This is a genomic window from Nostoc sp. TCL240-02 (assembly GCF_013343235.1).
Lineage (GTDB): Bacteria > Cyanobacteriota > Cyanobacteriia > Cyanobacteriales > Nostocaceae > Nostoc.
Map to the genome: position 1 here is coordinate 4,614,614 of NZ_CP040094.1, position 13,145 is coordinate 4,627,758.

Genomic DNA, 13,145 nt, shown 5'->3' on the forward strand with positions numbered 1-13,145 from the left:
CTTTTCAAAACTTTTAAGATAATGGAATATTTATAAATCAAATATAAAGTAGGTTAAGCACATCTAAAATAATCTTGACAAAAGCATTGGCTCATGTATTGAAACAACAATCAGATTTATCGTTTGATATGTTATTGCTTTTGCCCTTGGCGTATCTTCTTTGCAAGGAGAAGGGTACAAAATGAAATAAGCAGTTAAAGACCTTGTTGTTATCAGTAAATATCTCAAATGCCTATTTTATCGTATACAACAGCTATTTCTCAATACTTGCATTTGCAGTTTGTAAGCTAGTTACTAAGAGGCTTTGATAGTTTTCGGAGATGTCTAATATTTTTCCCCAATTATGCGATCGCTAGATTATTCGAACTGTCGGTAAATCCGGTGATTTCGATATCGCATTGTTGTTTTGCAAGAATCCGCCGCTAGTGTCGTTGAGTGCTAAGAACGTCAGAGTACCAAAGCTAAACGTCGCCGCACCATTCAGCGATCGCAGTCAATAGGGTTTGATGGTGTTCTATCCAACCTACTGCGATCGCCTACGCTGGCATGATACAGCCTAACGCAGAACAACGGCACAGAATGTTGTCCCACCAATTGCTGCTAGTAATAGCTCAAAAATCCAATTTTTATCGACTGTTTTCCCGTTTTCTCCAGTGTTACATTTAGCAGTAGGAAGTAAACTCAATGTTCCGCCCTCATTCACATAAGAACGCAATTAATTTTTCAGTAGCCATTGGTTTAGCAGCTGGCGCTACTAAACCAAAAGCAGTGGGATCTTTAAGAATTAATGCTAAAAGACTTTTAGGATTACTGTTATCCTCAAGAAAACTCTTAATTGCTAAAGATAAAGCCTCAGTAAATGTCACTTTTCCTCCTAAAGCCATTTGTTTGTTAATTGCAGCATGACTAGCAATAAACTTTAATTGAGGAACTTTAAATTCTTGTTTGATGCCACCAATGGTATTTTTTTTATAAGCTAAAGTGGAAACATTACTTCCTGCTGCATCAAAAGTTTAGCTTCATCCCCTGCATCATTCCAAATCGTAGATTTACTCCCAAAAGAGAAACCACCAGTTTCAGGACGTACTTCGTTGGTATAAATACGGAAACTATTGCCAGCTTCTAATATAGTTCCTTTTGGAAAGGTGAACAATTGCTTAACGCTACCAGCACAAGTAACTTTCCAACCGGAAATATTGGCTGGACTTTTACCAGAATTGATAATCTCTAAATATTCATCGGCTTGAGTGCGTTTGACTACACCTTTATAAACCAATTTGGAAATAGTTACATCTTTAAGTAGCCGTGATGGTAAACTCTTCCGAGTCGCTGACTAAAGATTCTGGTGTTGGTTGAGGCGTGGGAGTTACACCAACTGGTGGCTGGGGCGCAGGGGTTTTAATAAATTCAGCCGTAGCGATTGGCTTGAATCTAATCATTCTTAACTGTCTTAACTGTCTTAACTGTCCATATTGTTATCTACTAACTGTCTTAACTGTCTTAACTGTCTTAACTGTCCATATTGTTATTTACTTTAACTGTCTTAACTGCTATTGCATTTTATTGACAAAACTGAGATTATTTAGAAGATTTAGATTAAACATACTAATTTCATAAAATTTGCACCTTAATAAAAAATAATTGCTAAACATTTTTTATAGTAAATTGATGTAACAAAAAAAAGGCTGGCTATGAATTAATTGATATGGAATGAAAGCAAAATTTATATTTTACAATATGAAATAGAGTAGTATTTGCAATATTTTTCCGTTTGCCTAGATTATACATTAGTAATTATTAAGTATAGACTTGCAGTTTTTAAGTACATCTAAATTATGGTAATGAGTGTAAAAAATGAATTTTTTAGAAAAAGAGAGTTTATTTTTGAACAAAATACAGCAACTTAAAACTAAGTTTGAACTAGTTTTATTGGAGAAAACTCCATTAAACGAATGCACAGTGATTGTGAATAAAACATATTCACTGGAAGTAATACCATATATTGTTTCAAATTCAAATAACTCGCTAAAGCAAATTCGCTCTTATCTTCAAAAGGTGTCCGGGGAAGCATTATTACCAAAAGCCATAGTACCAGTCTCAAATATACCTTTAACTGCCACAGGAGAGGTAGACGAATTGGCTATGATGAACATTCCTATTATTGATGAAAGTTTAATTGAGCAAGTAGAAAAGCAACTTAACTCTCATCACAAAATTGAACAGGCAGTGGTAGTGGTGCAGGAATTTAGAAAGAATATCCCCTCACTCCATTTATCAGATTTAATCCCAGATTGGCAAGACAAGAACGCGATCGCCGGAGGCGGGGCTTTGCCCATCGCTAACCTTACCCCACTTCCCAAAGACTCCCAATCAAATACACAACAACATTTCTCAGAATCGAAGCCACTGGCCATCAGCCACGGCGATATTCTCCGTAGCGATCACAATGCACCTATTACCTTGCCCGAAGTTTTACAAAAAGCCGCACAACAAGTTGCAAGTGGAGAAATTATTTACCTGTTACCCGATGGCACAGAAATACGGCAATCTTATGCTGAGTTACTTGAAATTGCAGAGCGAATTCTTACTGGTTTGAGAAAGTTGGGACTCAAGCCAAAAAATAAAGTCATATTGCAGATGGAACTTAGCTGTGAAATTATTCCAGCTTTTTGGGGCTGCCTATTGGGAGGCTTTGTACCCGTTATTATGGAAGTATCACCGACTTATAGAGAATCAAACAAGGTGGTGGATAAGCTTTGTCATATTTGGCAGTTCTTAGATAGTCCAGTCATTTTAACTACGGAAACTCTCAAACAAGAAGTAGAATTACTATCGCAATGGCTACCAACAGAACGCCTAAATATAGGCACAATTGAAGTATTAAAATGCAATCTTGTCAGCAAACAATATCACCATAGTCAACCAGATGAGGTAGCTCTTTTCAACCTCACTTCTGGCAGTACAGGAATACCAAAATGCGTTCAATTAACTCATAAAAATCTCATTTCTCGCGCCAGAGGAGCTAACCAACTCAATCAGCATGAGCGAGAAGATGTGATTTTAAATTGGCTGCCATTCGATCACATTGGCAGCATTTCCGACTGGCATATCCGTGGTGTTGAATTGGGTTGCACCTTGGTTTATGCCCAAAAAGAATATATTTTGGGTCGCATCCTCAACTGGTTGGATTTGATTAATAAATACCGCATTACTCATAGCTGGGCACCTAACTTTGCATACTCCATAGTTAATGACTCCCTCAACCAAGAACCAGAACAGACTTGGAACTTATCGTGCGTGAAATTCTTACTGACGGCTGGTGAAGCAGTATCTAGTAAAGCTGTGGAGGATTTTCGAGAAAACTTAGTTGCCTATGGACTCAAAGCAACAGCAATTCGTCCCGCTTTTGGCATGGCTGAGATGGGTTCGGGAATTACATATTATCAGTCTATGAAAAAAGCACCTTTGTTATTCCATAGGGTAGAAAAATCTATATTCCAAGGTACTATTCAACGAGTAGACATAGACCATCCAAATTACAATACTTTTACCGATTTAGGCTCAGTCATTCCAGGAATTACCATTCGCATAGTAGACGAGCAAAACTCTGTATTAAGAGAAGACACTATAGGTAGTTTGCAAGTTAAAGGTGATGTAGTTTCTCCCGGATATTACAATAACCACAATGCTAACAGTCAATCCTTTTTAAAAGATGGCTGGTTTGATACTGGAGATTTAGGATTCATTGCTAACAGACAATTGGTGGTTACTGGTCGTGCCAAGGAAACTATCATCATCAATGGAGCCAACTACTACAGCCATGAAATTGAAGCAATAGTTGAAGAAATTACAGAAATTGAAGTGTCCTACACCGCCGCTTGTGCAGTCTGTAATGCTGATGGTGCAACAGAGAAACTAGCCATCTTCTTCAGTTCGCCGATTACAGAAGAACCAAAACTGTTAGAGCTACTGAAGAAAATTCGGCAGACAGTGGTGAATAAAATCGGATTAAATCCTGATTATTTAGTTTTATTAGCTAAAGAAGATATTCCCAAAACCGTGATTGGTAAAATCCAGCGATCGCAACTTCGCGATCGCTTCCATGCAGGTGAGTTTAACTTAATTCTCAAGCAATTCGACATCTTACTAGGCAATACCAACACTATTCCTGATTGGTTCTACCAAAAAGTCTGGCGACGTAAGCAAGCCAAGGTTTTGAAGACTTTATCCCAAAGTGATCTGACTATAGTATTCCTTGACGAGTTAGGATTGGGGACATTTATTTGTCAGCAACTGGAACAGCAAAACCTGTCATATCTGTGTGTCTCACCTGGTTATGATTTTGCTAAAAAAAGTCACAATCATTTCTGTTTAACTCCTGGCAACGCAGACCATTATCAGCTATTGGTTGAGGCTATAAAAGCAGATAACCTGGCTATCGGTCAGATTCTCCATTTGTGGAATTATCAAGAGTATAGCGGGCAAATCAAAAGCATAGAAGCTCTGGAAAAAGCCCAAGAACAGGGAATTTATAGTTTATTGTTTCTTGTTCAAGCCTTAGCAAAAACTCAGAATTACCAAGATTTAGTCCAATTATTATTTGTTTCTAGCTACACCCAGTCTACAGAAGAAATAGACAAGATAGCTTATGAAAAATCTCCAGTTTTGGGAGTAATTAAAGCTATTCCCCAGGAAATACCTTGGTTAAATTGTCGTCACATCGATTTGACACCAAATTCGATACATGTGGATGGAAACTATCTTCTACAAGAACTCCAAGTTTTATCAAAAGATCAAGAGGTAGCTTACCGCAACGGACAGCGTTTTGTTGCAGGTTTGGAAAAAGTTAATCTGCAAGACAAACCAAAGCAAGAACTTCCCTTTAAATCAGGGGGAATGTATCTGATAAGTGGTGGACTTGGGGGTGTTGCAGTTGAAATTGCTAAATATCTAATTAAGTTTTTTAATGCCAAATTATTATTAGTAGGTCGCACTTCTCTATCAACCACAGATGTTGCATCCAATGACTCTGCAACAATGTCAGACAAGATTAAAGCTTATCAAGAATTAAAGCAGCTGGGAGCGGTGGTTTATGAGGCAGTGGATATCTGCGACTTGCAAGCCACACAGCAAGTAGTAGAAAAAGTCAAATCTAACTGGGGAAGTCAGTTAGTTGGGGTGATTCATCTGGCGGGAACTTATCACGAAAAAATGCTAGTAGATGAAACACCACAGAGTTTAGCTGCAATCTTACGTCCTAAAGTGTTAGGTGCTTGGGTGTTGCATCAGGTGTTGAACAAGCAAGGGCAGGGGGTTTTCATTAGCTTTTCGTCTTTAGCGAGTTTCTTTGGTGGAGCCACCACTGCTGCTTATGCTGCTGCTAACAATTTTTTGGAAAGCTTTAATCAATATCAACGTTCTGTTGGTGGGTTACACAGCTATTGCTTTGCTTGGACAATTTGGCGTGACACAGGGATCAACAAAGGTTATCAGAGGCAAGAAATCACCCACGCTCAAGGCTTTTATGAGATGAGCCTTCAACAAGGATTATATTCCTTATTGACTGGTTTATATCATGACCAAGCACAGCTTGTGGTCGGTTTAGATGGCAGCAATCCCAAAATTCGGCGTTTTACCTCTGAGTTTCCAGGGTTACAGAAATTAACTGCCTATTTCACTACGAGTAACGGTGCTGCCGTACCAGAGTTATCAGATTTTACAGTGTGCGATCGCTTCACAACAACCGTTAACTGTGACCTCGTGCAACTATCACAAATGCCCCTCACCGCTAATGGTGAAATCAATCGAGATTTACTGGCTAGGGGGATGACTCAAAGAGCGATCGCTCCCCGAAACGAAATGGAAAGGCAAATTGCTCAAAGCTGGCAAGAAGTTTTAAAAATACCCCAAATCGGCATTCACGACAACTTCTTTCAACTAGGAGGAAATTCTTTGCTAGCCTTCCAAGTCATTTCTCGGTTGCGCGAGGCTTTTTCTGTTGAATTGTCGCCCAATCGTTTTTTTGCATCCCCCACCGTAGCTGATTTGGGGGAAAGCCTTGAAGCGCTACAAACTGTTGTCAGCAAGTGGAATGTAGCTATTGATGATGCAGAAGAAGAATATGAGGGAGGGGTATTATAAATGACAATAATAGAATTTGTATCTTATTTAAATAGTTTAGGTATAAAAATTTGGCTGGAAGGCGGCCAGTTAAATTATCGCGCTCCCAAGGGAGTGATGAACCCAGACCTCAAAAACAAACTACTAGGGCGCAAATCAGAAATCCTGGCTTTTCTAGAAGAAGCTAAGAGTGCAACAGATTCATCCTTTGAGCCAATACCATCTATACAGCGTTTTGGAGAGTTGCCTTTATCCTTTGCCCAACAGAGGATGTGGTTTCTCTATCAATTAGAGAGCCAAAGCCCATTTTATAACGAGGGTTTACAACTGCGCGTTGCAGGTGTACTCAACATAGAAGCTCTACAGCAGAGTATCAACGAAATCATCAGCCGTCACGAAATTTTGCGGACAACATTTCCCGCAATTGACGGGAAACCCTTGCAAATCATTTCTCCTAGCTTGACAATCAACATACCAGTGCTGGACTTGCAAGGTTTAGAAGAATCAGAAGTACAACAGATTGTCACAAAAGAAGCTCGACAACCTTTTGATTTGAGTAATGGCCCTTTATTGCGCGTCACTTTACTAAGGCTAGGGCCAGAGTCTCATGTCCTGGTGTTGATCATGCACCATATCATCACAGATGGCTGGTCAATGGGGATATTCATCCAAGAGTTGTCCAACTTCTATCGAGCTTTTACTCTTGACTCCCCTTCGCTCCTCCCTGAGTTGCCTATCCAGTATGCTGATTTTGCAGTTTGGCAGCGACAGTGGTTGACTGAGGAAATTCAAAAACAGCAACTAAATTACTGGAAGCAAAAGTTAGCCAATGCGCCACCCTTATTAGAACTACCCACAGACAAACCACGTCCCGCCGTTCATACTTTCTGTGGTGCTACCCAGGAATTTCAAATTGACCGGAATTTGAGCGAGCAAATCAAAATCTTCAGCCAACAGTCGGGAGCTACCTTATTCCATACCCTACTGGCGGCTTTCGTCGTTTTAATGTTTCGCTACAGTGGTCAAGATGATATCTGCATTGGTAGCCCCATTGCCAATCGCAACCGCAGAGAGATAGAGCCATTGATTGGCTTTTTTGTCAATACATTGGTACTGCGTCACCAAATCGAGGGAAATCCGAGTTTTAGTGAGTTTCTCTCTCAAGTGCGACAAGTTGCAACGTCCGCTTACACTCACCAAGATGTCCCCTTTGAGCAAGTGGTAGAAGCATTGCAACCAGAACGTTCTCTCAGTTACAATCCCCTATTCCAAGTGGTGTTTGTCTTAGAAAATTTCTTATTGGATACATTAGAATTGCCTGATGTTACCCTGACTCCTCAATTTGTAGAACGTGGAACATCTCAGTTTGATTTGACTTTGGCCGTTTGGGAGACGAAGGCGGGGCTGATAGGTTCGTGGGAATATAACAGCGACCTATTTGAGCCAGATACTATTGCGAGGATGACAAGTCATTTCCAGACTTTGTTAACAGCGATTATTGTTAATCCGAATCAACCCATTGGTGAATTACCACTGCTGAGTCAGCAAGAACGGCATCAGTTGCTAGTGGAATGGAATGATACTTACACGCCTTATCCTAAGAGCAAATGCATCCATGAGTTGTTTGAGGAGCAGGTAGAAAAAACACCTTATGCGATCGCAGTAGTCTATGAGGATGAGTCACTTACATACCAACAGTTGAACCTCCGCGCAAATCAGTTGGCGCATTATCTGCAAACTTTAGGTGTAGGTGCAGAGGTATTAGTGGGAATTTGCGTCGAGCGTTCTCCTTTAATGCTAGTAGGATTGCTGGGCATTCTCAAAGCTGGTGGGGCTTATGTACCCCTTGATCCGGCATATCCCCAAGAGCGTTTGGCCTTCATGCTAGAAGATGCTCAGGTATCGGTGCTGTTGACCCAGGAAAATTTGGTTCCAACGCTACCGCCACATAAAGCGCGGGTGGTTTGTCTGGATAGCAACAGGGCATTCAGCACCAGCAAAGAGAATTTACCTCACACAGCGACAACTGACAATCTAGCTTATGTGATTTACACCTCTGGCTCCACCGGCAGACCGAAAGGAGTTCAAATTGAACATCGAGGATTGTTAAATCTCGTCTTTTGGCATCAACAAGCTTTTGCGGTGTCGTCCCTTGACCGAGTAACACAAGTTGCTGGAGTAGCATTTGACGCTTGTGGTTGGGAAATCTGGCCTTATCTGACGGCGGGAGCTAGCATTCACTTTCCCGATGATGAAACCCGGCTTTACCCTGAGCAACTGCAAGACTGGATGTTATCAAAGGCAATCACCATTAGCTTCTTACCAACGCCAATGGCCGAGAAAATTCTGTCATTAAATTGGCCACCGAATGCTGCTTTGCGAACTTTGCTCACAGGTGGGGATCAACTTCATCAGTATCCTTCGACTTCCCATCCCTTTCAGGTGGTGAATAATTACGGGCCAACAGAGAATACTGTAGTTACAACCTCTGGGACTGTTCCGAAAAGACAACAAGCCTTATCACCTGCGATCGGGCGGGCGATCGCAAATACCCAAATTTATGTACTGGATTCCCGATTACAACCCGTACCCATCGGTGTAACTGGAGAATTGTACATCAGTGGTGAAAGCTTGGCACGGGGCTATCTCCATCGTCCCGACCTGACAGCAGAACGCTTCATTCGTAACCCTTTCGCACCTGAAGGACGACTTTATCGGACAGGCGATTTAGTTCGCTACCAAGCCGATGGCAATATAGAATTCTTGGGTCGGATTGATAACCAAGTTAAGATTCGCGGCTTCCGCATTGAACTTTCCGAAATTGAGGCTATTTTGACTCAACACCCCCAGGTACGCGATGCTGTGGCGATCGCAAGAGTTGATATACCTGGTGTGAAGAGTTTGGCAGCATATATCATTCCAAAATCAACACAGCCTACCAGTAATGAGCTACGCCAGTTTCTCAAGTCAAAGCTCCCCAGTTACATGGTTCCTGCATCCTTCACATTTCTGGAAATTCTACCCATTACCCCCAACGGCAAGGTAGACCGTCGGGCATTACCAGTACCAGAGTTCGAGTTTGATGAATCTACTGGCTTTGTCTCCCCGCACACCCACACTCAAGAAGTCTTGGCAAAGATTTGGCGGGATGTTTTAGTCCTAAAAAAAGTCGGTATCCACGATAATTTCTTTGAATTGGGCGGAGATTCCATTATTAGTATGCAAATTATCGCTAAAGCTAATCAATCTGGACTAAAGCTTACTCCCAAACAATTATTTCAACACCAAACAATTGCTGAATTAGCTACTGTTGCTGGTACAATTAATTCGGTTAAATCAGAACAAGGTTTAGTTACAGGGCTTGTCCCTCTAACACCGATTTCGCACTGGTTCTTTGAGCAAAATCTGCCGGAAACCCATCACTTTAACCAATCCTTCCTGCTAGAAGTTCCCGCAAATTTGCAACCGGAATTATTAGAGCAGGCACTGCAAAAGTTACTGTACCATCACGATGCTTTACGCCTGCGGTTTGTCCAGCAGGATGGGCAATGGCAGCAGTACAACAGTGATGCCAGCGATGAAGTATTGTTGGGTATTGCAGATTTATCATATCTGCCCCCAGCAGAACAGTTAAAGGCGATCGCAGCCAGAGCAGACGAAGCACAAAGAACGCTGAACTTAGCAGATGGGCCGCTGATGCGGGTCGTTCTGTTTAACTTAGGTAATTCCCCCGCACGTTTACTCATCGTCATCCATCACTTGGCTGTCGATGGCATCTCGTGGCGGATTTTGCTAGAAGACTTATCTGAGGCATACAAACAATTAGAAGTTGGCAAAAGTATCCAACTACCTGCAAAAACAACTTCCTTTAAAGATTGGGCAATTCGATTGCAGGATTATGCCCGCTCTCAAGAACTGCATTCACAGCTAAATTATTGGCTGGACTCAATGCGGTTCCCAATTGCCTCTTTACCGTTGGATTATGCTGCTGTTGCCCAAGATAACACTGTCGCTTCTAGTCAGATTGTATCTGTATACCTGAGTGTAGAACAGACTCGCGCCCTGTTACAGGATGTCCCTGGAGCTTACAACACCCAGATTAATGATGTGCTGCTGACAGCGTTAGTGCGGACTTTCACTCGTTGGACGGGTTTTCACTCCCTACTGATTGACTTAGAAGGTCACGGACGAGAGGACTTGTTTGAGGATGTGGACTTGTCCCGCACGGTAGGCTGGTTTACTAGTATATTCCCCGTTCTGTTAAAACTTGAGGATCGCAACGATCCCGGAGAGGTTCTCAAGTCGGTAAAAGAGCAACTGCGCCGGATTCCCAACCGGGGTATTGATTACGGCATCTGGCGCTATCTTAGCCCGGATGAGAGCGATCGCCATCAATTAGAAGCCCTCCCCAAAGCTGAGGTGAGCTTTAACTACTTGGGTCAATTCGACCAAACCCAATTAACAACCCTGGGATGGAAATATGCCCAAGAGTCTAGCGGTTCCATTCACAGTCCCAAAGGACAGCGCCGCCATTTGTTAACTGTCAATGGATTAGTTGTTGAAGGGAGGCTGAAATTAGAGTGGCAATATAGCGACCATTTCCATAGCTGGGCCACTGTAGAAAATCTGGCTAATGAATATATAGAAACCTTAGAAACTATTATTACCCACTGCTTATCCCCAGAGGCAGGTGGCTATACTCCTTCAGATTTCCCGGAAGTTGAGTTTAGCCAAGAAGCTTTGGACGAACTGCTAGCAGAAATTAATTAAATAAAGTCGTCCACATCTAGAAACACAGTTTCTCTTTTAACAAAGTTTTCTGCAAAAAAAACTAAATTTTAGGAGGCTATCCATAACCAAGCTATCAAGGACTTGCCAGAAAAAATATCATGATGATTACTTAGAAAAAACTATGCTGGAATTTCAGATTGAATTTCAACCCCGTATCCCTCCTTCAAAAAATTTAGTTATAGGTACTTTGGGCCCTACTGCTACTAGTAGTGACTACGCTGCCAAGCATATAACCAACCATCTGCTCTCAGAAGAATTTACTGTATCAACTCAGTTGTTTGATAGTTTTATAGATGTTAAAGAAGCTTTGCTGGAAGATAAGGTGAATCTGGCTTTAGTTCCTCATGCTTACGACCGAATTAATGAGTTTTACATGGAGCCAAGTATCGATCTAGGCTTTATTTTTATATATCCCACTCCAGTTTATGGATTGGCTAAGAAAAAAAATACAGAGATAGTTTTCAACGGTTCTAGAATTGTTACCCATCCTGCTCCTCTACCTCTGTTAACACAACTCTTGCCAGAGTATCAAGATCAAACACAAATACAAGTAGATTTGTCTCCTTCTACCAGTGATTCAGCGATTCAGGTAATGGAGGGTTTAGCCGACTTCGCTATTACTAATGAGAATGCTGTTAAAGCCTACGATTTAGAATTTATTTCAATCTATGGAAACATTGAGATGAGTTGGTCAATTTTTCACAAAAAGAAGTAGAGAACCATGTCTAAATATTTTCCCCAGCCAAAAAACATCAAAATTAATTTTGACGTAGAATTAATCGCATTTCAATGTCAAGACACAATTGTTCAATTAGCTTCTATTCCACCAGGTGCTACTTTTGAATTACATCGCCATCCCGAAAGTCAAATTGGAATGCAAATTGCGGGACGTTTGGAATTTAACCTCAACGGGACTAAAGAAATTCTCAAGCCATTTGAACAAGTTTATGTAGCTGGTTCTAATGTTCTTCATGGTTCCATAAACCCTTTTCAGGAAACAGCACTAGCATTTGATGTAAAACGCATCACTAATTCTGAAGAAGCTGAGGAAGCCATTTTAAAAGTCTCACCCACTCAATATGGATTTACAGGTTTCGATTGTCAATCTGTAGTTGGTTCATGGTTTGATATTTTCATTACCAAAATTCCTCCAAAAGGGATAATACCAATTCGCCAATCTGCTAGTGAAACAATGGGAATAGTCCTGAATGGTCAATTGGCGATTGCAGTAGCAGAGCAACAGCAACAGCTAGAATCTGGTAGTGTTTATTATGCTCCTGCTGATGTTCTTTATGGAGGATATAATTCTTCTAATGAGACAGTATCTTTGATTGAAATTTTGATTAAAAATAGCTCTGTTTTATCTACTAAAGATAGTTTGTATGATACGGCACTCACTGCTTCCTAAAGGAATATTCATCATGGATTTAGGGTTAACGAAAAAAGTAGCTTTAGTGACAGGAGCAAGTGCTGGTATAGGTTATAGCGTTGCCCAAAAGCTAGTATCAGAAGGTTGTCAGTTAATAATTTGTGGAAGAAATTCCGAACGATTAGAACAAGCTTATCAAAGTTTGGTTGGTTCCCAAGCAAAAGTTATTCCTATTTGTGCTGATGTTCAAAATGCAAGTGATTCTCAAAAATTAGTTCAAGAAGCTCTCACTCAATTTGGCAAAATTGATATCTTGGTCAATAATTCCGAAGGAGCTACATTTTCTAATGAACCAGTAGAAAATCTATCTGATGAAGATTGGTCAACTGTCTTTGAAGGCAAGTTAATGGGTTATATCCGCATGACTAATCTGGTGCTACCAACGATGAAAAATCAGCAATGGGGGCGCGTTATAAATATTGTTGGGACATCGGGAAAAGAACCTTCTAGTCGTCTGGTTAAATCGGGTGTGGCGAATGCTGCATTAATCAACTTTACTAAAACTGTTGCGACGCAAGTTGCTAAGTGGAATGTTTTAGTTACCTGTGTAAATCCTGGTTTGATTGATACTCCAAGGCATCGAGAATATTTAGAAGTATTCGCTCAAGAGGAAGGCCGGACGGTTGATTCAATCATCGAAGGAACGAATAAGATGATTCCTCTTGGTCGTCGCGGTGTTTCTAGTGAGGTTGCTAATTTGGTTGCTTTTTTAGCTTCAGAATGTGCTAGTTATATTACGGGTGTTACTATTTCTGTAGATGGCGGATTGTCAAGTTCTGCTTTTTAATAATTATTTTTTTAAACG

At 41.0% G+C, this 13,145-nt stretch carries 10 protein-coding genes; 5 read left to right on the forward strand and 5 right to left on the reverse strand.

The annotated features are described in order from the left end of the window. Window positions 1-352: 352 nt before the first annotated feature. The 5 genes from FBB35_RS35835 to FBB35_RS33950 form a co-directional block, all read right to left on the reverse strand. Window positions 353-493: a bluetail domain-containing putative surface protein gene (locus FBB35_RS35835; RefSeq protein WP_368041850.1), complete on the reverse strand. Its 141-nt coding sequence runs from the start codon at window positions 491-493 to the stop codon at window positions 353-355. Between the two features lie 63 nt (window positions 494-556). Continuing rightward, entirely contained in the window at window positions 557-685 is a 129-nt protein-coding gene (locus tag FBB35_RS35530) for a hypothetical protein (RefSeq protein WP_302480919.1), read from the reverse strand. Between the two features lie 10 nt (window positions 686-695). Beyond that, entirely contained in the window at window positions 696-884 is a 189-nt protein-coding gene (locus FBB35_RS33940) for a hypothetical protein (protein ID WP_217481661.1), read from the reverse strand. A 92-nt stretch (window positions 885-976) separates the two neighbouring features. Next, window positions 977-1,285, reverse strand: a complete 309-nt coding sequence (locus FBB35_RS33945) for a lamin tail domain-containing protein (RefSeq protein ID WP_302480991.1) — start codon at window positions 1,283-1,285, stop codon at window positions 977-979. Between the two features lie 10 nt (window positions 1,286-1,295). Then, window positions 1,296-1,439: a hypothetical protein gene (locus FBB35_RS33950; protein ID WP_217481663.1), complete on the reverse strand. Its 144-nt coding sequence runs from the start codon at window positions 1,437-1,439 to the stop codon at window positions 1,296-1,298. Window positions 1,440-1,965: 526 nt separating this feature from the next. Between FBB35_RS33950 and FBB35_RS19750 the strand changes: the two genes are divergently transcribed. The 5 genes from FBB35_RS19750 (at window position 1,966) to FBB35_RS19770 (ending at window position 13,127) form a co-directional block, all read left to right on the forward strand. Beyond that, window positions 1,966-6,141 (forward strand): SDR family NAD(P)-dependent oxidoreductase, encoded by a 4,176-nt coding sequence (locus tag FBB35_RS19750; RefSeq protein ID WP_174711038.1) that lies wholly within the window; start codon window positions 1,966-1,968, stop codon window positions 6,139-6,141. Next, complete coding sequence (locus FBB35_RS19755) at window positions 6,142-10,890, forward strand: non-ribosomal peptide synthetase (RefSeq protein WP_174711039.1); 4,749 nt, start codon at window positions 6,142-6,144, stop codon at window positions 10,888-10,890. Window positions 10,891-11,032: 142 nt separating this feature from the next. Next, the gene (locus tag FBB35_RS19760; RefSeq protein WP_174711040.1) at window positions 11,033-11,626 is read left to right on the forward strand and encodes a LysR family transcriptional regulator; all 594 of its coding nucleotides are present in this window, start codon (window positions 11,033-11,035) and stop codon (window positions 11,624-11,626) included. Between the two features lie 6 nt (window positions 11,627-11,632). Further along, window positions 11,633-12,319 (forward strand): cupin domain-containing protein, encoded by a 687-nt coding sequence (locus FBB35_RS19765; RefSeq protein WP_174711041.1) that lies wholly within the window; start codon window positions 11,633-11,635, stop codon window positions 12,317-12,319. Window positions 12,320-12,332: 13 nt separating this feature from the next. Then, window positions 12,333-13,127, forward strand: coding sequence for an SDR family oxidoreductase (locus FBB35_RS19770; protein ID WP_174711042.1), 795 nt, complete (start codon window positions 12,333-12,335; stop codon window positions 13,125-13,127). Window positions 13,128-13,145: the final 18 nt, after the last annotated feature.

Excerpts from the sequence above, each read along its gene's own strand:
- FBB35_RS33940 (WP_217481661.1), bottom strand. The coding sequence starts at position 884 with ATGGCTTTAGGAGGAAAAGTGACATTTACTGAGGCTTTATCTTTAGCA.
- FBB35_RS33950 (WP_217481663.1), bottom strand. The coding sequence starts at position 1,439 with ATGATTAGATTCAAGCCAATCGCTACGGCTGAATTTATTAAAACCCCT.
- FBB35_RS19755 (WP_174711039.1), top strand. The coding sequence starts at position 6,142 with ATGACAATAATAGAATTTGTATCTTATTTAAATAGTTTAGGTATAAAA.
- FBB35_RS19760 (WP_174711040.1), top strand. The coding sequence starts at position 11,033 with ATGCTGGAATTTCAGATTGAATTTCAACCCCGTATCCCTCCTTCAAAA.
- FBB35_RS19765 (WP_174711041.1), top strand. The coding sequence starts at position 11,633 with ATGTCTAAATATTTTCCCCAGCCAAAAAACATCAAAATTAATTTTGAC.
- FBB35_RS19770 (WP_174711042.1), top strand. The coding sequence starts at position 12,333 with ATGGATTTAGGGTTAACGAAAAAAGTAGCTTTAGTGACAGGAGCAAGT.